Annotated in this window: 15 protein-coding genes and 1 pseudogene; 6 read left to right on the plus strand and 10 right to left on the minus strand. The window is 30.3% G+C overall.

Going from position 1 to position 20653, the window contains the following annotated elements:
* Window positions 1-8: 8 nt before the first annotated feature.
* Entirely contained in the window at window positions 9-2429 is a 2421-nt protein-coding gene (lon, locus tag CR532_RS01315; RefSeq protein WP_108729043.1) for an endopeptidase La, read from the minus strand.
* A 94-nt stretch (window positions 2430-2523) separates the two neighbouring features.
* Between lon and CR532_RS01320 the strand changes: the two genes are divergently transcribed.
* Genes CR532_RS01320 through rpsU form a run of 4 tightly spaced genes read left to right on the plus strand, consistent with a single transcriptional unit; the run spans window position 2524 to window position 6516 of the window.
* Window positions 2524-3210, plus strand: a complete 687-nt coding sequence (locus CR532_RS01320; RefSeq protein WP_108729044.1) for a hypothetical protein — start codon at window positions 2524-2526, stop codon at window positions 3208-3210.
* 22 nt (window positions 3211-3232) lie between these two features.
* Window positions 3233-5347, plus strand: a complete 2115-nt coding sequence (gene recJ / locus CR532_RS01325; protein ID WP_108729045.1) for a single-stranded-DNA-specific exonuclease RecJ — start codon at window positions 3233-3235, stop codon at window positions 5345-5347.
* Between the two features lie 14 nt (window positions 5348-5361).
* Window positions 5362-6291, plus strand: coding sequence for a M23 family metallopeptidase (locus CR532_RS01330; protein WP_199911294.1), 930 nt, complete (start codon window positions 5362-5364; stop codon window positions 6289-6291).
* A gap of 15 nt (window positions 6292-6306) precedes the next feature.
* Window positions 6307-6516: a 30S ribosomal protein S21 gene (gene rpsU / locus CR532_RS01335; protein ID WP_108729047.1), complete on the plus strand. Its 210-nt coding sequence runs from the start codon at window positions 6307-6309 to the stop codon at window positions 6514-6516.
* 39 nt (window positions 6517-6555) lie between these two features.
* Here the strand turns inward: rpsU and CR532_RS01340 are convergent, their stop codons facing one another.
* The 4 genes from CR532_RS01340 to CR532_RS01355 are packed head-to-tail and all read right to left on the minus strand — an operon-like array spanning window position 6556 to window position 12972.
* A complete protein-coding gene (locus CR532_RS01340) occupies window positions 6556-8892 on the minus strand; it encodes a DNA translocase FtsK (RefSeq protein WP_108729048.1) in 2337 nt (778 codons plus the stop codon).
* Window positions 8889-9698, minus strand: a complete 810-nt coding sequence (locus CR532_RS01345; RefSeq protein WP_108729049.1) for an undecaprenyl-diphosphate phosphatase — start codon at window positions 9696-9698, stop codon at window positions 8889-8891. Before CR532_RS01345 ends, CR532_RS01340 begins: the two co-directional genes overlap by 4 nt.
* Entirely contained in the window at window positions 9699-11870 is a 2172-nt protein-coding gene (locus CR532_RS01350) for a flagellar assembly lytic transglycosylase (protein WP_234416434.1), read from the minus strand. It abuts the gene before it with no gap.
* Complete coding sequence (locus CR532_RS01355; RefSeq protein ID WP_199911295.1) at window positions 11863-12972, minus strand: hypothetical protein; 1110 nt, start codon at window positions 12970-12972, stop codon at window positions 11863-11865. Before CR532_RS01355 ends, CR532_RS01350 begins: the two co-directional genes overlap by 8 nt.
* A 184-nt stretch (window positions 12973-13156) precedes the next feature.
* Here CR532_RS01355 and CR532_RS01360 point away from each other — a divergent pair, with 184 nt between their 5' ends.
* The gene (locus CR532_RS01360; protein WP_108729052.1) at window positions 13157-14539 is read left to right on the plus strand and encodes a tetratricopeptide repeat protein; all 1383 of its coding nucleotides are present in this window, start codon (window positions 13157-13159) and stop codon (window positions 14537-14539) included.
* A gap of 1 nt (window position 14540) precedes the next feature.
* Here CR532_RS01360 and CR532_RS01365 read toward each other — a convergent pair whose 3' ends face one another.
* Window positions 14541-15788: a peptidoglycan DD-metalloendopeptidase family protein gene (locus CR532_RS01365; RefSeq protein ID WP_108729053.1), complete on the minus strand. Its 1248-nt coding sequence runs from the start codon at window positions 15786-15788 to the stop codon at window positions 14541-14543.
* A gap of 53 nt (window positions 15789-15841) precedes the next feature.
* On the opposite strand from CR532_RS01365, the gene lepB reads away from it, so the two are divergent.
* On the plus strand, window positions 15842-16345 hold the full coding sequence (lepB, locus tag CR532_RS01370; RefSeq protein ID WP_108729054.1) for a signal peptidase I: 504 nt from the start codon (window positions 15842-15844) through the stop codon (window positions 16343-16345).
* Between the two features lie 26 nt (window positions 16346-16371).
* Here lepB and CR532_RS01375 read toward each other — a convergent pair whose 3' ends face one another.
* From CR532_RS01375 to CR532_RS01390, 4 genes and pseudogenes are all read right to left on the minus strand, one after another.
* Window positions 16372-17904 (minus strand): Hsp70 family protein, encoded by a 1533-nt coding sequence (locus CR532_RS01375; RefSeq protein ID WP_108729055.1) that lies wholly within the window; start codon window positions 17902-17904, stop codon window positions 16372-16374.
* Window positions 17846-18398 (minus strand): annotated as a pseudogene (locus CR532_RS01380) (hypothetical protein). The gene CR532_RS01375 and the pseudogene CR532_RS01380 overlap by 59 nt, the downstream one beginning before the upstream one ends.
* Window positions 18399-18417: 19 nt before the next feature.
* Window positions 18418-18729, minus strand: coding sequence for a hypothetical protein (locus CR532_RS01385; RefSeq protein ID WP_108729057.1), 312 nt, complete (start codon window positions 18727-18729; stop codon window positions 18418-18420).
* A gap of 23 nt (window positions 18730-18752) precedes the next feature.
* Window positions 18753-20651, minus strand: a complete 1899-nt coding sequence (locus CR532_RS01390) for a FapA family protein (protein WP_108729058.1) — start codon at window positions 20649-20651, stop codon at window positions 18753-18755.
* Between the last annotated feature and the right edge of the window lie 2 nt (window positions 20652-20653).

Here is a 20653-nt window from a genome sequence, read left to right on the forward strand (position 1 = left end):
TTCAAATCCTAAAATAATAATTTAATAACTTCGCTCATGTTATTTACAAGATGGAAATTAATTCCACTTTTGATATTAATAGGTATCTCATCAAGATCCACTTTATTTGATCTAGGAATAATAATATGCTCAACACCACTTCTCTTAGCAGCAATTATTTTCTCTTTAAGCCCTCCAATAGCCATTACATTCCCTGTTAATGATAGTTCTCCAGTCATAGCCAAATTAGGCCTTACTGTTTTATTAAGAGCAAGAGAAATAAAAGCACTAGCAATAGTAATCCCAGCCGATGGTCCATCCTTTGGAGTCGCACCCTCTGGAATATGTAAATGAATCATATATTTTTCAAAAAAAGTCTTGTTCAACTGAAGATTAGCTCTCATGCTATTCACATAAGTAAATGCAATGTTTGCGGATTCTTTCATAACATCTCCAAGTCTACCAGTCAACTTAATAGCAGAAGCCTTAGCCTCAGTTTTTACAGTCTCAATTATTAAGGTTGAACCACCATAATTAGTCCACGCAAGTCCCATAACCATACCTGGAGACATAGTCTTATTTAAGAATTCTTCTTTTCTAAATACAGGAACACCAATATATTCTTCCAAATTCTCTCTAGATATCTGGTACGATTGAATAGCTCCATTCTCAACAAGCTTTCTTGCAACTTTTCGAACAATCTTTTTTAAATACTTTTCAAAATTTCTAACTCCGTTATCTCTTGCGTATTCCCTGGCGATCTGAACAAGAGCTGATCCCTGAAATTTCAAAGAGTCTTTACTAACTCCATTTTCTCTTAAAACCTTCGGTATTAAATATTTCCTTGCTATCTCTATCTTATCATCATCAACATATCCCGAAAGCTCAATTACTTCCATCCTATTTAGCAAAGGTGTAGGTATTGTCTCAATAGAATTAGCTGTCAGAATAAAAAAAACATTAGAAACATCAAAAGGTAAATCAAGATAATGGTCTCTAAAATTAATGTTTTGCTCAGGATCCAAAACTTCAAGAAGCACTGAGAATGGATCACCATAATTTGATGCAGAAACCTTATCAATCTCATCTATTAAAAAAACAGGAGACTTTGTCTTCGTAATCCTTAGTCCTTGAATAATCTTTCCAGGTAATGCACCAACATAAGTTCTCCTATGCCCCTTAATCTCTGATTCATCCCTCATGCCACCTACAGAGAATCTAAAAAATTTTGTCCTAAGCACTTCCGCAATAGCCATTCCTATTGAAGTCTTACCCACTCCAGGAGGTCCAACTAAAAGCATAATAGCCCCCTTTTGAGATTTTCTTAATTTAAGGACAGAAACATATTCAATAATTCTATCTTTAACTTCCATCATGCCATAATGCGTTTTATCTAAGACCTTTTTCGCTTTCTGCAAATCAAACTTATCGAAATCAATTTTAAGTCCTCCCCAAGGAAGGCTAGTAATAAGTTCAAGATAATTCCTAACTACAATGTACTCCGATGAATTTGTCTCAAGAAATGAAAACTTTTCAAGTTCTCTTTCAACTGTTTCTAAAGCTTCCCCCTTTAATGCTAAAGAATGAATCTTGGTTTTAAGTTTTACAAATTCACTATTCTTGTCATCTGCCACGCCAAGCTCAGCCTTAATAGCTTTAAGCTGCTCCTTTAAAAAGAACTCTTTTTGCTGTTTTTCTAACTTTTCCTGAATACCTTTGGCAATTTTATTTTGAATCTCAATTAAATTTAGTTCTTCATAAATTAGCTCTAAAACTTTTTTAAGTCTTTCCTTCACGCCTAAAGTCTCAAGCACCTCCTGATGAGAATCCTTTGACGATGCAATCATTCCCGCAACAACATCACACAACCTACCCTTATCCTCAATATTTACCATGTTTAACTGAATTTCAGGCATCTTCCTATGTGAGAATATCTCTTTAGTCCTAATCAAAATGCTACTATAGATTGCCTTTGACTGAATATCATCCTTTTTAACCGGAATCTGCTTTAAATAATCAACTTCAATTATCGGAAAATCTTTATTAAGGACAACCTTAACAAACCTAACTCTGTCAATAGTTGAAACAAAAATATTATATCCACCATCAGGAAGATTAATCTTTTTTACTATCTTAGCTGTAATACCAACAGAATAAATGTCTTTTTTATAATTGATATGCACTCCATCATTCTTATCCCCGGTTTTTTCTAAAAATTTATCACGCAAAACAAATAAGGAGACAATACCATTTCCTTTAATAACATAATCAATAGCCTTAATATCAGTATCAGAAACGATAATAATTGGAATAAACATGCCTGGAAATATAGGATGTGATGGAACTGCAATCAAAGGCACTCTCACAGGCTTATCAAAATGAGGCAAAATTCCAGCAGAATTTTTTGAACGCTTTTTACCCTTCAAATTAGTATTTTCTACTTCTTCCATATAAGATTAAATCTCCTTAAAGCTTAATTATAACAAAAGAAAATTTTTATAAGAATTCATTTAATAACAAATTTTTATTATACAATAATGTATAATGCAGTTTAATAAAATCAATGCCATCATAACAAATTTGTATCACAAAAAGAATTATTACTTATTAAACTTATTCCATTCAAAAGGAATTACTAATACAATAGTCTACAGCTCTACTATAAAAAAATTTAAATCAAACATTAATAACTTAGTAAAGGCCAATTTTGAAATAGTAAAAGAAAATAATTTATGCAAAATATTAGAAGTCAATGACGAAGAATTTATTCTTAAAGATTTAATATATGAAAAACTACTAATCATCAATCTTTGGGCAAAGCTCATTAATTTAAGCTTTGATGATGGGGAATGTTTTCAGCTATTTACAGAAGCTACAGAGAGCCTCAACACTTCAAGCTTAAAAGAAGCAAACTTAATTGACTTGCAATATAAAATAAGATTTCTCATAATAAAGGGATTCCTCTACTTATCAAAGTCATGTTTTAAATGTAGTAATCAAATAGAAAATAATTATTATTATGATATTCACATGAATGGTTTTAATTGTATAAATTGTACTAACAATAAAAATCACTATATCAACACGGGAAGTTTTAAATATTTAGAATTTACAACTCAAAAGGGCATATGCTCAACTCTAAATGTAAATTTAAATAGCAAATCAAAAGCACTTATTGAATTTATGTTAAAAAATAAGATAAATACAGAATTTGAAAAAATATTACTCTAAATAAATCACACTGGAACAAGAAATGAAAATTTGGAAAAAAAAAGAACTTGATATAAAAAAAGAAGACATAATTAATATTGCAAAGAAATATAATATTAGCCTTCTTGAATCAACATTACTACTGAGACGAGACATTAAAGAAGAAGACTTTCTATTCTTTATTGAAAGTAGTGTAAATTTAATGCACAATCCATTCTTATTAAAGAACATAGACAGATTCATCTACAGAATCAATGAAGCTATTGAAGAGAATGAAAATGTATTAATATTTGGCGACAAAGACGCTGACGGAATCACTGCTACAATCATAATGTATGAAACCCTTAAAGATTTTGGAATTAATGTAACCTATAAGATACCCTCTAATGGAGAATTTTATGGCATTACAAAAGAGTTAATTGACAAAGCATTTGAAGATAAAATATCAGTAATAATTACTGTTGATTGTGGAATTTCTAATATTGAAGAAGCAAATTATGCAAGATCAAAAAACATAGAAGTAATCATTACAGATCACCATCTGCCAAACAAAGAACTTGACACAGAAAATATCATTATCAACCCCCATTTAAAAAATGATCTCTCTCCTTTCAAAGAAATAGCTGGATGCTATGTTAGCTTCAAAGCATGCCTTGCACTATACCTATCCACTACTAACCTTTATAACAAACAAATTGTGTTTTTGTTCTTAGAAAAAATAAGTAATAACATAATCCTTAATGCAATAGAAATAAACAATTATATTCTTAAAAAACATCTCATGCTAGAGAGTAATAAGGATTTACAAATCAATATCAATAAGTTAGAAGAATTTTCAGCCAGTAAATACATCGTTGTTTTTAATAAAGATGAACAAAATCAGCTTCTCAATGAATTCTTTAATCAATCAATAGATATTGAAACAATTGACATTAGCGAAGATTTTGTAAAAAAATATCCAAAATTTGCTAGAAAAACACTAAAAGAACTCATGCAAATTACCAAGTATTTTAAATATAAAGAAACTGACATCAAAGAAAAACTGTATTATGTATTCTATAATATTATATTTGAAGCAAATAAAGATTTATTAAAAAAATGTCTAAAAAGACTTAAATTTGTTGCAATAGGAACCATTTCTGATAATATGCCCATTATTAATGAAAATCGCATAGTTGTAAAAGAAGGGCTTAAAGAAATTGCACTAAGAGAAAGATTCGCCATTAATTACCTATTAAAAGATGCTAACATATTAACAAAGCCAATAATAAGTTCAACAGATATTGCTTTCAAGATTGCTCCAATATTAAATTCAACAGGAAGGCTTGAGAAAGCAGACATTACAATTAACTTTCTATTAACCGAAGATATAGGTAGCCTAGAAAATAAGTTTAAAGAAATTAAAAACATAAATATTTTAAGGAAACGCAAAGAAGATGTATCTTGGAACACACATAACGAGAATACCATTTTCAAAAATGATAAATTCATAGTATGTTACGACAAAGATACTCCAAAAGGTATTAGTTCTCGAATGGCAACAAGACTCTCTTCTTATTATCAGAAAGTTGCTGTTTTCTTAACAAAACAAGGAAATATAATTAAAGGTTCAATAAGATCAAACGATAAGGTAAACTCAAAAGAGTTAATCTCAATGATACCAAGTTATTTAATCATAAATTCTGGAGGACACAAAGCTGCCGCTGGATTTACACTCTATGAGAACGTACTAAATGAATTTATTAAAGAACTTGAGCAGGTTCTTGAAAAAGTAGAATACAGTGATTTGTCTGAGGCATCAATACTCATTGATGCTATTATACCTAAAGACTTTGAGAAGACAGAACTTTTAAAAATAATAGACTTGTTTGAACCCTACGGGCATGGATTTAGAGAATTTGTCCTAACAATGGAAGATGTGTACATTCAAGATCTCAGAACAATTGATAAAAATGGAGCTTCAAAACATATAAGTATGAAAATTAAAAGTAATACGGATTATTACAGAGCTATTTACTTTAACGGAACTCAAAATATTCAAGAACTAGGCATTAAAGATGGCTACAACATAGACATAATATTCACAATTGGGGAAGACTTTTATAATCAAAACGATAAAATTTTAAAGATTATAGATATTAAAAAGAGAGCAAACTAATGCTTAATATCAATATGAAAACCTTCCTCCTTATAAGCATATTAGGATTATCAAATATAAATTTAATAACTGCTGAGGTCGCGAAAGTTAGTTATAAAAAAGAAGCTTTTCAGGGAGACAGTATCTACTTTGCAAGCAACAAAAATTTCAAAAAACTATCCCTTTTAAGCACAACCAAAAACCCTATCTTAAGTTCTTCCCCTTTTCAATTTAAAGTAGGAAATAAAACATACTATATAGCCCTAATAGGAATTACACCAATGATCAGAGAAGGCAAAAGAGAAATTGAAATAGAATTTGAAAACACAAAATACATTAAAGAAATAGAGATAAAAAAATTTGAATTTAGAAAAACAACTATCAAACTAGATAAAAAAAAAGCTACTCTTGTGACGCGTCAAAAGTCAATTAGAGCAAAAGAACAAGCTCTCATATTGTGGAATATAATTGGAAACGTAGGAGACATAACAATATATCACTATGATACATTAGTTCATCCAATAAAAGATCAATATAGAATAACCAGTCCTTATGGTGACCAAAGAATTTATATGCAAGGCAATAAAAAAATATCAAACTACCAAATACATAATGGCAAAGACTACGCTCCTCTTAAAAAAGAAAAAACACCTATTTTCGCAGCTGGTCGAGGGAAAATAGTATTTGCACGAGATAGAGACATAACTGGAAAAACTGTAATCATTCAACATTTACCGGGAGTATTTACAATTTATTTACATCTCTCAAAATTTGGAGTTAAAGAGAACAAAATAGTCAATACAGGTGAATATATTGGTCATGTTGGGAACACAGGACTCTCAACAGGTCCCCATTTACACTTTGAAGTTAGGATTAATGGTGTTGCGTTAAACCCAGATTTTTTCTTAGAGCAAATGCTTATTGACAAAAATAAAATAATCAATAATATTAAAAGAATAGAGTAAAAAGGGGGTGATTTTTTGGCAACTGTCAATGTGGACAAAAATGAGGGTCTGGAAAAAGCATTGAAACGCTTTAAAAGAATGATAGAAAAAGAAGCAATCATTCGAGAATGGAAAAGAAGAGAATATTATGAGAAACCGTCCACCATTCGAGTAAAGAAAGAAAAAGCGTTTAGAAGAAAACAAGCGAAAAAAGTAAGAAAATTAAAACAAAAAATCGGAAGATAATTAATAAGGGATATTCATATGGAATATCCCTTATTAAATTCAAATAAAGACATCCCGTGGTTTTGAGCCATTTATAGCACCTACATATCCAAGTTCTTCCATAAGCTCGATAATCCTTGCAGCTCTATTATATCCTATCTTGAGGCGTCTTTGCAAATAAGATGCAGAAGCTTTTTTAGTAGAACGAACAATTTCAAGAGCCTCCTCAAACATGGGCTCATCTGAGGGATCTAAAACTACAATCTCTGACTCTCTAACATTATCAATAAATATTTCATCATCGATATAATTTGGAGCACCAAATTTCTTAACCTCCTCAACTAACCTGTAAACTTCCTTCTCATTCAAAAATCCACCTTGAATCCTTTGAGGAAATGGTGTAGTAGGACTTACATAAAGCATATCTCCTTTTCCTAAAAGTTTCTCAGCACCAGAAACCCCAAGAATTATCCTTGAATCCATAGCACTAGCAACCATAAAAGAAATTCTTGACGGAAAGTTAGCCTTTATTACTCCCGTAATAACATCAACAGACGGCCTTTGAGTAGCCAAAGCCAAGTGTATCCCAACGGCTCTAGCCATAGCTGCAAGTCTAGAAATCAAATTTTCTAAATCTTTTCTCGCAGAAAGTATAAGATCCGCAAATTCATCAATAATGATTACAAGATAAGGTAACGCTACTTCACTTAATCTATCTTCCAATATTTTCCTATTATAAGCATTAATATCTCTAACAAGAAAATTATCAAGAAGAACATATCTTCTCTCCATTTCATCCAAACACCAACGTAAAGCTTCCAAAGCTCTACTGACATCAGTAATAACCGGTGTTAATAAATGTGGGATATCATTAAAAAGCTTAAGCTCAACTATTTTAGGATCTATCATTATAAGTTTAACTTCATCTGGTGATTTTGAAAAAATAATTGATGTAATTAATGAATTAACACAAACCGACTTACCAGCTCCAGTGGCACCTGCTATTAAAAGATGAGGAGCAGTTACAAGATCAAAAACAATATTCCCTCCACTGATCTCTTTACCAAGCGCAAAAGGTACCGTAAAATTACCCTGAAATTCCTTACTATCTATTATCTCTGAAATTAAAATAAATTCTCGTCTTCTATTAGGAATCTCAATTCCTACAGCTTCTTTCCCAGGTATTGGTGCAATAATTCTAACCCTAACTGCTGCAAGCCTTAGCGCAATATTATCAGATATAGAAGTTATTCTTGAAAGCTTAATGCCCTTATCAGGACGAACAGCATACATTGTAACAACAGGACCTTTGATAACATCAATAAGCTTAGCATTAATATTAAACTCTCGAAAAGTTTCCTGCAAAATCATTGATTGTTTCTGAATCTCTTTTTCATACTCAATGTCTTCAATCTCACTTTTGGGTTTTCGTTGATCAAAAACAGAAATATCTATATAATATCCGCTACTAACTTTATCTACTAATATATCCTCATCCACAATCTTGGACATACTATCTATTATTCCTTTATGCCTTATGTCACTAGCCTTAATTTTACCGCTAGCTACCAATCTATTACTCTCAAATCCCACTGGTTTATACTTCAAATCGAACTGAGGATCTTGCAAAGATTGATTTTCCAATAACTGTTCTCTTATCAATATCTCATCTGATTTCTTTGACTGACTAAAAACAGTTTTATCTAAATCAATATTAGAAGGTTTATTAGAATTTCTTAAAAACGTGTTAAAAGACCATAAAGCCTGATACTCTTCACCATTAATAATATTCTCTCTTTTATCAGATAGCTTGTTAGCATCCATATCACTATCAAAGTCTTTATAAACCTTAATGTTTTTTTTAATCTTTAAAGGACTTAAAAATGGAAAATAGGCAAACATACTTTCAAATAAGGTTTTAAACTTAAATCTTAAAAACTGTAAAGTATCTAGGATAAAGCCAGTATTCTTAAAAAAGACATAATTTAAGTAAATCCAAATAATAAATTCCAAAATCAAAATAAGAAAAATAAAAAAATTGCCAAGTAATATTCCAAAATTACTCAAAAACCAATTAATAAAATTAGAACCTTCTAGCCTAGAATTGATTTTTAACCAAAACGTTAGAGTAAAAAACAAAATAACCGTATAATTCCAATTAAATATAAACCGTCTACTTAGCATATTGTTGCGATAAACATACCAATTTACAAGAGGATAAAGTATTAAATAAAATGATAAAAATGAAAAAGTATTTAGCAACATTTGACCTATTACATTAAAAATAAAAAATATAAATATATTTCCTATAGAAGTCAACGCTACAAAAATCGAAAATGATATAATAGCTAACATAAAAAAAAACAGAAATTGAAAATACTGATAAAAATTCTTCATACTCTACTAAAATAAAAAAAGAAACACATTATACTTGAAAGTATAAATAAATAAGCTGCAAAATAATAAAGCCTAGCTTGTTTAAGCATTCTGACAAGCAAATTTATTGAAAATAATCCCACAATAAAAGCAATAACTATTCCCAGAATTATTTCAAAAACATTAAAAAGCATATCTGAGGCAAATAATCCCTTATATTTTAACAAGAAACTTCCAAAAACAATAGGAATCAAAGCTAAGAACGAAATCTCTAATGATTCGTATCTGCTAAACCCAAGCAAAACTGAGGCAAAAATTGTAATCCCTGAACGAGAAATGCCAGGCATTGCACCAATTCCCTGCATAATTCCAATAAAAACTCCTGAAAATAAGATATTCGTTCTAAAATTAAGAATCAAAAGTCTAGATTCAAGCAGCAATAATAAAATACCTGTTGCAAAAAAATTAATTAAAGCAAACTCAAGAGTAAACATTCCCTCAAAGCTTCCTATAAAAATTCCAATAACAGCTGTGATAACGGTAATTATTAGTATAAGAAATATTAATTTTAGATTTCTTAAATCCATCTCCGTAGTTTTTCTTAAAAAAAATTTCACTAAAACTAGAAAAAGCTCTGATATTCGCTCTCTATAATAAATTATTACAACTAAAACAGTGGCTAAATGCAAGCAAATATCAAATACCATTGGAACTTCAAGATTCATAACTTTTTTTAAAAGCAATAAATGTCCCGAACTAGATACAGGCAAAAACTCAGAAATTCCTTGAACAAATCCTAAAATCACAATCTTTAAAATATTTTCCATTTAATTCTCAAATCCCAAATTACCCTTAGGAAATATACCCATAATATACTCTACTACAGAATCTATGCCCCTACCCTCATATAAAGCATCATAAAAAACAGAATAAACTAATATTTTTTTAACATAGTTCCTAGTTTGCCCAAAAGGAATCGCTTCAATGAAAAGCTCCCTAGGCAAATGTCCATAAGCCTTCTCCCATTTGCGAACATTCCCAATGCCACCATTATAAGATGCAAGAGCCTTATATACATCCCCTGTTGTTCCTATCCTCTTCTTTAAATAGTAAGTTCCGATGATCACATTGTCTTTAGGTTTCCTCAAATCATAGCTATGATATTTAATCTCTTTAGAAATATCAACTGCTGTTAAAGGCATAACTTGCATAAGTCCAATGGCACCAGGCTTAGATACAGCATCTCTTTTAAAACTACTCTCGGCCTTTATTAAAGAAAATACAAGGCTAGGCTCAAGGTCTCTCCTTTTTGCCCAATACTTAACCAAAGAACTATATAAATAAGGATAAATACGCCTATAATCATCTCTATTTAAAGCTGATTTATCTTGCCTTACAAGGTAGTTAATAGCAAGTGTAGATTCATAGTAATATTCATGTTTTACAAGTTCATCATAAAGTTTACGGTAAAATTCGGGTGCAAACCTATAGCCGTTCTTAAAATCATCAGCAACAAACGCACTAGCATAAGAATGTAAATTAAATTTCAAAAATCCCTCTAAAAACTTCTCATAATCAGACTTCTCATAATTAATATCTAAATCATTTTCAAAAACATCGTTTATGCTTTGATCCAAAAAATATTTGCTCATAAACGAAGAATAAGACGCCTTATTGTACTCAATAGCAGAACGCAAAAGTTCACCATACTCATCCCTTGACTTAGGGTTAATAAATTTATGAGATATAAGTCTTGAATTAATAAAGGCAAGTCTAGATAGAACGGTGTTATCAATAACACCGTTCCCATTACAATAAAGTTTGTATAAATTATCATAATCCCCAAGCTGCATAGCTTCTAAAATATATTTATCTAGCATCTTAATAAATGAAAGATTACCCCTATCCTTCTTAGTATAAAATCTAGCTATGCTTTGTGAAAAATAATTTCTTGCACTTTTAACAAATATCAAGTTACTAAAAATTTCATTAAGCATTTCTAGTCTATAAGTCTCATTTTCAAGAGCAGTATTTGCCAAATACTTAGATATGATAGAAAGACCCACTTCTTTTTTTAATCTCAAGTTAATAATCCCTAAATAATACTCCTTATAAATGCTATTCAACTCACTAAAAAAAGATAACGCTTTACCAATCTGGCCTGAACTCAAAAAAGACCTATAAACATCATTTAAAAATATAAAATTATTATAATATTCCTTAAAATCATCATCTAATATATTTATTGCACTCTTTAAATTCCCATTAGCCACTAAGACTTTAAACTTAACAAGATTTAAAAAGTTTGGATTTAAATAACTAATTCTATTCTCCAAGATAAAATAATCATGGGCTCTTATGTGCAGAGATCCTGCTGGCAAATCTTCAAATAGCTTTCTAAAATAAACCAAAGATTCATGAATATTAGACATATTAGAATAAAGAACTGCTTTAAATAACAAATTTTCATTCTCTTGATCTTCCAAGAAATTCAGTTTATCCAGTTTATTTAAGATCAAAAGTGCCTCATCACTCTTTTTTTGCCAATAAAGACTCTTAAAATACCCCAATACAACAAACTTATTATTCTCATACTTTTTGTAAAGTTTCCGTCCAATAAGTTCAGATTCAAAATATTCTCTTCTTAAATTATAATATTCAAGAAGCTTAACACCGGCAAATTGAGATATAGTATCATTACTGCTCTCTATTGCTTTAAACATATATTCCCTAAATTTTTCTTCATGTCCTATTTTTTTAAAAAGATAGGCAATATACACATAAGAATTTGAATCTATCCCAAAGTATTCATCAAAATTTTGTCCCAAATAATCAAAATTCCATAACCAATTCAGGTGATTTAAATCAAAATCACCTGAATTTTTCCTAATTAAATTTCCATTTAAAGACTCTTCTTCTAAGGTACAAGATAATAAACTGAGTAAGCATAAAAATCCAGAGACAAATTTCCTAAATAAAAAAGGAAGCTCCTTAAACATAGCTACTATCTTCACAATTTTTAATTTTCTCTTCCTTGTAAACATAATAATAAGAAATCTTAAAATTTCGAGGGTTTAACACTTTAGAAAAAACCAAAAATAATGAAAAGAATATCAAAAGAAATAAGGAAACAAGACTTAAATAAAGCATAGGGGTTTGCACAAGACTCCCTCCAGAATTTGAATCCAATCGATTTTTGTCAACACCTCTCGTAAAGTCCTCACTAAAATCCAAAGTATCACTATCAAATGAGCTGTCTTTTAAACCTTTATCAATATCTGCAATAATATCTTCAACACTCAAATCATCAGAATCTTTCAAAATAGGTACATTAACACCACTAAAATTACTATCCTCATTCTCAATGAATCTCACAACATTATTATCAGAATTAAAATTAGCATCCTTCCCATCAATTTGTTTACGCTCATTCACATTATTTTCAAAATAATCTCTCTTAAACTCAATATCCAAATTAAGATTAGAGTCAAAATCCAGAGTATCATCAACTAATTCCTTATGATCTGAATCCCAAGAATCAAATGACATATCTTGATCATCCTTGTTAATGATGCTATCTTCACTCACAGGATCTAATTCACTAGAATTAAGTAAATCATCGACATTATCTAAGCTAACATCCAGAGCATCTGCCTTATCTTGATTCAAAACACTGTCTAATTCCTTAACAGACACCTCTTCAAGATCCACATCACTAGTACCCAAAACAGGTTTGTCACTTAATTGCTCATTCTCTAAAGATTCACTAAATTCTCCCGAATCTACGCCAAAGTTAATCAAGCCTAAATCAAACTTAGCTTTATTCTCAATTCCATCACACTCACCATAAACATAAAGCATCATAGAATCTATTCTAAAATAAACATTCATACTAGAACTTTCTACCTTAAGATTATCTAAGAAAAAAGACCCAACAAAAAAAGGATACATAAAATCTTCATACTCACTAATATAAAGATCTAGTTTAACATTAGTTTCATCTAATTTACCTAATACCACCTTTTTTACAGAAATATCACCTAACTTTAAAAGTGGAAAATATTCATTACTAGAAAGTCTTATTGCTAAAAACCCTTTCAAGAATTCCAACCTCTTTGTTTTCTTACAAGAAACAAATTCATGTATAATAATTATAACTATAATATAATATAAGTAATATTTATATTCAACTTATAAGTGATTTTTTATTAAAAACAATAATATGTTGATTATAACGTATCATTTTTAATGATGTTACTAAATATGTTTTTTAGGGGGATTTTAGGTGTTGCCATTATTCATAACAATTTCCTCATTTACCGTATCTATTCTGGTATTTTTATTTTTCAAACTTGCAATAAAAGCCTCACAAATAAGAGAAAAAGGTATGCATGGCAAAAAAATAGACAGAACAAAAAAATTAATAGAAAAAGCTGCAAGTATATTAAAAACAAATCCAAATGAAATAAGTGCTCTTCAAATTTTAAACCAACATTATTATGCCAATAAAGATTCTGAAAACGGAATTAAATATGCCAAAAAATTGTGCCAACTTATAGAAGAAAATCCCATAAGCCAAGACATAGACTCTTTTAAGGCTTTCTTAAGTTACGGTTTTTATAATCTTGAGAGAGGCTTTAATCGAGAGGCATTAGAGTTCCTTAAAAAGGCATATGTACTGCAAAAGAATAACATGGATGTCACCTATTATCTTGGAATAGCCTTTCTGAAAAATGAATATTACAAAGAAGCCCTACATTATCTCACAAAAATATATAAATTTGATAAAAACAATAATGATGCTTTAAAATACATAGGAATAGCTCTCTTTTATATGGAGAATTACAACAAAGCTATTGGAATATTTAATAGCATAAAAAACTACATACAAGATGATGCAAATAGCTTGTTAATATATGCCAAATCTCTATCTCAGCTAAACCAATACTATCTTGCACTGGAGATCGCAAATAAGCTAAGACACAGAGATGGAATGATATACGAATCTCTTTTAATTGAATCTGAAATTCATTCAAAAAATAACAATCTGGAAAAATTAGAAGAAAATGTTAAAGAAATAATTAAAGTAAAACCTGATTTACCTAAGAAAATATTCGTAGAACTCTTTTATAAACTGGGTGAACTTTACATAGAACGTGCAAACTACCAAAAAGCAGTTGAAGCTTTTTCTCAAGTTGAAAGAACCGACCCAAACTACAAAAAAATTAGTGAAAAACTAGAATTTAGTAAAAGATTAAACGAAAATCTATCATTAAGAGTATACCTTAAAAGTCCAAAAGAAAAATTTGAAAAGCTAGCCAATGAAATTATCCTTAAACTGTATAAAAATAACTTTCAAGTCAGAGATTCAAAGATAAATGAAGTAACTTCACAATTTATAGACATCAATTTTCAACTTGCAAATAATCAATGGGAAGAAAATTTAATAGTGAGATTTGTAAGGACAGAGCAAGAATTGTTTGGAGAATTATTCTTAAAAGATCTTATTTCAAAAACTAAAGAGAACAAATTAAAAGGGCTATGTATTGCACCCGCCACATTTTCTTCAAAAGCCAAACAAATGGTTGAAGGCAGACTAATTGACCTCATAGAAGGAAAAAAATTAATACAAATACTCAAAAGAATTAATATATCAAAGTATAGCTAATTTATTTAAGGTATTTCATGGGATTTTCTGTTTTTCCATCTTTAAAAATAGTGAAATGTAAATGATTGCCCGTACTATATCCTGTACTTCCCATGCGCCCTATTACTTGTCCTCTTGAAACTTTTTGACCAACTTTAACCGCAAAAGAACTTAAATGGGCATAAAGGGTTTGAAAACCATGATTATGTGAGATAACAATATATTTACCATATCCTCCCGCATTAAACCCAGCTGTCACTACAATACCCTCTTTTGCTGCCAAAATGGGCGTATTAGCCACATTTGCAATATCAATTCCATTGTGAAAACTAATAACTCTTGTAAAAGGGTCGGGACGATACCCATATCCTGATGTAATAATCCCTTGAGTCGGGAAGAGAAAAGTTTCTCCCAAAGCATCTCTAAGCATCTCCTTAGGCATCCTGCCTCCTGGAATAAACAATTTTTGACCCAAAGCAAGAACTTCGTTATCAAGATTATTAGCATCAAGAATATCTACTTTGGAAATGTTATACTTATTTGCAATAGTTGAGAGAGAATCATTCCTCTCAACGGTATAAAGGATTCCCTTCATATTAGGGACACTAATAACTAAATTAGGCCTAATATTTCTAACATCTTTAATATTATTATAAGAGATTAAAGTTTCACTTGTTATACTATACTTAGACGCAATATGAGAAAGCGTCTCTCCTGGCTTAATTTTATGCTCAACTACATTTAAAATAAAAGGTTTCTTTAATGAATCATAATTATCTATATTTGATCCAAATATATAATTATTGATCTGACTTAAATCCTGATCACTATAGTACAAAAAAGTATCAATAAAATAATCTTTAGGAAATCTCAATCTATTTAGGAAAATATACGAACCATAATATGAAAAAATATCCAAGTAAAATACTAATATCAAAACAAATATTATTGCATTAAATCCAAAAATAACATTGTAATCTAGACTACTATTATAATCTTTAAGTCCAACATTCTTATAAGAATACTTATACTTATAATGATCAATGGTTATTGTTTTAAACTTAACTAAATTTAAAACTAATAATTTAATTACACAAAAAGGTTTTTTAAGAAAATTGATAAATCGAGAAAACTTAGTTCTTTTTTTTCTATGATGATTACGAACTTTACTAAAATCTTTTAATTCAAGATCACCTCCTTTAGTCTTACCATCAAATAAAAAATTTCTATTTCTTTTTGCTACATTCTGATCCTTTTTTGATATAATCATAATAAGGCTTATTATACAATAAGAAGCCTTATTATGATTAAAAAGTTGCTGAAATGATCAAAATTTACAAACATGATATAGCATCTGTTTTCCTAGCTTCGCTACTAATGCTAACAATTATCGATATATTTCTATCTTTTCACTTAGTAAAAGGTTCTTCAATGTTACCAATACTTTTAGAAAAAAATTGGATAATAAGCAATAACTTAGCTTATGGAATAAGACTAAACGGCAAAGAAAAATATATATTGCTATGGGTCACACCTAAAAAAAATGATATAATAATTATTAAAGACCCTATCACAAACAAGATATCTGTTAAAAAAATTTTTGCCATACCAGGAGAAAACTTTATAAAGTTACAAAAAAATATAATACGCGTAGCCAATTTAAACTTTAACATAGATGAAAAACATCTGCAAAAATTACAAAACACATCAATTCCAAATAATTATTACCTAGTAATAGGAGAAAATAGACAAGTCTCTCTCGATTCAAGAGACTATGGGTTCATAGACATTAATAATATAGTTGGCAAAATAATATATAGACTCTAATAAATCTCTATCTTATGATTAGAAAACTAATCTATCTCATCTAAAATAGATTCCTCAAATAATTCAATTTCATCCTCTGCTACTCCACTAGAGTCAATGCCTTCTAAAAATTTAACAACGCCATCTCTGTGCATTCTATTGTCAGAAGCACTTGTGATTCTTATTTCAATTGATCTAGAAGCATTAGTATCTAAATCAATTGCAGAAACACTTAAAATACCACTTTCATCCAAACTAAAAAGTATTTCTATCTTTGGAATACCTTTTAAAACTTTCTGTATACTACTAAAGAAAAGCCTACCTATAGAATAATTTAGGGAAGCCCTTTTATATTCGCCCTGAAGTACATGCACTTCAATCTCTTCTTGATAATCGTTAGTTGTTGTAACTATCTTCCTCTCGCAAACTGGTAGTGGAGTATTCCTCTCAATTAATACAAAAAACCCATCATTGCGAGTTTCAATACCAAGAGAATAAGGTGTTACATCTCTAAATTCAACAAGGGATCTATCGTTTGAAAGACTAAAAGCCTGAATTCCCGCTCCACTCGCAACGACTTCATCTTGATTTAGGGAATCTAGCACCTCAACCTTAGGAAAAGCCTCTTTTAACCTCTGCTTAACATAGGGAATCCTTGTCGAACCTCCTGAGAGTATTATTTTTGAGATCCTCTCAAGGTCAATCCCCGCATCAGTGATGCACTCGTTCGTAAGATTAATAGTCTTATCTATAAATTCCCTTATCATAAAATTAAAATCATCTCTTCTGAGAGTATAATTTAAATGTTTCCCATCAAGAAAAGGCAATACAATATTAACCTCATCCATAATAGACAAATTCTTTTTAGCTTCCTCAATCCTCTCTCTTATTTGCTCAAGAAGAACAATATCCTCTAAATCAATATCAATGTACTCTATTTTAAAATTGCTTAAAACATGCTTTTCTATGACATGATTAAAATCATTCCCGCCAAGTTTATTCTCACCCTTGATTGATAGCACAGTGTAAGTGTCATTTTGGTTTTCTAAAAGAGTAACATCAAAAGTTCCGCCACCAAGATCATACACCAAGAACAAACCATCTATTTGCTTTTCAAAAGCATAATATAAAGCTGCTGCTGTTGGCTCATTAAGTATTTCCCGACAATCTAATCCAGCAAGACTTGCAGCTTCTACCACTCCTCTTCTTTGCACTTCAGAGAAATAAGCAGGAACAGTTATAACAACATCACGCACCTCTGTTTCCAAAAATTTCTCAGCATTTTTTTTAATATTTAAAAGTAAATAAGAAGCAATATCCTCAGCTCTATATGACCTACTGCCTACCTTATAAGAAATTCCAGTACCTATATTAACTTTAAAGTTATAAAAAGTTTTATCTGGATTTACTAACATCTGATGTTTAGCAGCACTACCGATAATGACACCAGAATCTGTAAAAGACACAACAGAAGGTGTAATTCTCTCGCCTCTATCATTTAATATCACTCTAGAATTAGTGTCAAAATAAGTTGCTACAGTATTTGTAGTTCCAAGATCTATGCCTATCCACCTTTTCATCAGCTACCCTTATGAATTGAAATAATCAACTCAATCTCACCTAAATCTAATTTCAATTTCTTGGCAATAAGTTCCAAAGACATCCCTTGCTCATAAAGAGACACAACTTGCTGGCGGATATTATACCCTTCTTTTATTATATTTTTCTCAATAGTAGGTATCGTATAATCTAGACTATTTTTATAAACACTAACATCACCTTTCATTCCAAAATTATTATTCATTGAAACTGAATTAGCATTAAATCCTAATAGTCTCTGATCGAGTATTTCTATTCTCTCATCAACTTCCTTAATAATTCTATTTAAGCTTTCAATCTTTATTTCAATGATATTTATATTTCTATCCGTGGCTTGATTGATCTCAATAATAGTTTTATCTACCTCACTTCTAAATTTCCTAAGTATACTATTAGATTTTATTTTCAAACTAATATAAACATGAAAATATATAAAAACAAATATAATCAAAATAAAACAAAAAACCATTAACATAAGAATGCTCTAACTTAAACTATCTCTCAATATCAATATTTCTCCCAATTTTTGGATCATCAAAATTACCATCATATAAACCGCCTATATTTTTTTCACTAACTTTAACCTTTGAGCACGCAAAATACTTTACATCATCACCCTTTATTTCGTTAGTAGGATATATACTATTGACTTCAGAGTCAATATGATACCCCTTGCCTTGAGCTGAACTCAAATTTTTATCGTCCTGTATCTTTTTTTTCCTTAACTCTTCATTTGAAAGTTCACTAACCTTAAAAGCACTCTGTATAATTACCTTTGCAACCTCAGATGAACCATTAATATCCATAAAGCCCCTCTACAGTTTAGAATCTACTTAGACTTAAAAGGTATATAAGCCACTGTCTTAATAATATTGTCATCTTCTACAAAAGTGACATTATTATAATCCTTTGAAAGCTCATAATAAGCATCCTTAATATGCATTTTAACTCCAGCATAAGCCTTATACTCAACAAAAATCTTGCCATCAACTTTACTATATTCAAGAGCATCTTGCAAACTTTGTTGCTTATCTTTGACCATTTTTATTTCCAAAATTAGAATGTTCCTCTCATTAATAAACTCGTTACAGCTGTCTATTTTTAAAGACTTCTCAGCCTTGTCAGTAGTATGTGAAATACTCTTCTTTAAAACAGAAATATCTTTTGTTAAAACTTCCAACCGTTTCTCAATTTTTACAAGATACTCAGTAAATTTAGACAACAAATCTTTTATTTCAGGATCATATCCAACAGCAGCAACAGTCTCAGCATTACCTTCAGACCCAATAGAATAAGCCCGAATCTCCTCTCTTGCATGAATCTTAGAACCAACTATCTTAGACTTCTTTCCAAGACAAAGAACCTTGCTTTTGCAAGACACTGAAGAATTAACAATTCCTCTCACAACCTCAACATTACCTTCACATCTTATATTAATATTTTCTAAAAATTTAGACTTAATATCGCCCTTTGAATAAATCTCTGAATAACCCTTTCCATTAGCTCCACTTCGAAGCACAATGGATCCCTCCGTTCTTAAATTACATCTACCAACAAGGCCATTCACCTCTATCCCACTCTTAGCTATAATATTATACCCATCTAAAACATTCCCCTTAACAATTACCATACTATTATTTACTATATTCCCAGTTCCAGGCCCAACATCACCCTCAACAACATAAACATCATGAACAGAAATCACACCACTTACAACAGACATATATCCATCACACTTTGCAATAATTCTAGTCTTGTCTCTGAAAGTATTCTCTCCTAAAACAAATTCCAGATCTTTACCATCATCTGCTTCCAATATTTTCCCAAAAACAGTATATCCATTAACACCTTTTGAAAAGGGTATAATTTCCGCTAACGTATCTCCTTCATTAACATTTCTAAATCCAGAACCCAAAGTATCATGATCGCTGGAATGCTGCTTTTCAAAAATAAAATTAATATATGAATCCCTTCCCTTAACAGGCTTTACTCCTCTTGCCATTTCAACTGGCTCACCATAAAAAGGAAAATCTACAAACTCTTCTATTCTGTCCTGAAGAAATGCTCGATCTGATATACCATATTTTTTAAGCATATTATGAATATCTCTTTCCAGAATCTCAGAACCATTAGGCCCAGGGCCAGTAAATTCAATAGTGACGGACATTGAATCTTCTGATATCTGAACCATCATAGTCACACTTTCAGATGGATCAGCATCAAAAGCAGCTACTTGTTCATACTTGCCATTGGCATTCTCAACTACAGATTGAATAAAATCTTTATTTAAATCCTTAATGCCATTGCACAAATATAAACTATCCATTACATCTTGAGGATTAACAGCAATTCCATATCCCTTAGGACCAACAACCTTTAAAAACACACCCTTGGCAGCCTTTCTGACAAAAAACTTGCCATCTAATGATAAAACTTCATCGTCTCCTTCTTTTGAACTGAAAACATCAGAAATACCAAATTTTGCATAAGAATTACTATAAGCAATTATCCTCCATTTTCTCTTACCGTACCCCAATATCCCATTACTTCCTCTCTCCAGTACCTCATAATCTAAATCTTTATAAGGAATTGAAAGCTCTAAAGAAGCGTCATTTAAAGCTTCCTCTAAAGTATCTGCTTCCACCTCTATTAAATTAACATTATTCTCTCTTTCTAGATAATCCTTCATATCATTACAAAAATCGGAAAAATTGATACTACTAGGCATAT

The sequence above is a fragment of the Candidatus Borreliella tachyglossi genome, assembly GCF_003076595.1.
Classification (GTDB): Bacteria; Spirochaetota; Spirochaetia; order Borreliales; family Borreliaceae; genus Borrelia; species Borrelia tachyglossi.

What these genes read in the sequence shown, in the direction of transcription:
- lon (WP_108729043.1), bottom strand. Translation starts at nt 2,429, where the DNA reads ATGGAAGAAGTAGAAAATACTAATTTGAAGGGTAAAAAGCGTTCAAAA.
- CR532_RS01320 (WP_108729044.1), top strand. Translation starts at nt 2,524, where the DNA reads ATGCAGTTTAATAAAATCAATGCCATCATAACAAATTTGTATCACAAA.
- recJ (WP_108729045.1), top strand. Translation starts at nt 3,233, where the DNA reads ATGAAAATTTGGAAAAAAAAAGAACTTGATATAAAAAAAGAAGACATA.
- CR532_RS01330 (WP_199911294.1), top strand. Translation starts at nt 5,362, where the DNA reads ATGAAAACCTTCCTCCTTATAAGCATATTAGGATTATCAAATATAAAT.
- CR532_RS01340 (WP_108729048.1), bottom strand. Translation starts at nt 8,892, where the DNA reads ATGAAGAATTTTTATCAGTATTTTCAATTTCTGTTTTTTTTTATGTTA.
- CR532_RS01345 (WP_108729049.1), bottom strand. Translation starts at nt 9,698, where the DNA reads ATGGAAAATATTTTAAAGATTGTGATTTTAGGATTTGTTCAAGGAATT.
- CR532_RS01350 (WP_234416434.1), bottom strand. Translation starts at nt 11,870, where the DNA reads ATGTTTAAGGAGCTTCCTTTTTTATTTAGGAAATTTGTCTCTGGATTT.
- CR532_RS01365 (WP_108729053.1), bottom strand. Translation starts at nt 15,788, where the DNA reads ATGATTATATCAAAAAAGGATCAGAATGTAGCAAAAAGAAATAGAAAT.
- lepB (WP_108729054.1), top strand. Translation starts at nt 15,842, where the DNA reads ATGATCAAAATTTACAAACATGATATAGCATCTGTTTTCCTAGCTTCG.
- CR532_RS01375 (WP_108729055.1), bottom strand. Translation starts at nt 17,904, where the DNA reads ATGAAAAGGTGGATAGGCATAGATCTTGGAACTACAAATACTGTAGCA.
- CR532_RS01385 (WP_108729057.1), bottom strand. Translation starts at nt 18,729, where the DNA reads ATGGATATTAATGGTTCATCTGAGGTTGCAAAGGTAATTATACAGAGT.
- CR532_RS01390 (WP_108729058.1), bottom strand. Translation starts at nt 20,651, where the DNA reads ATGCCTAGTAGTATCAATTTTTCCGATTTTTGTAATGATATGAAGGAT.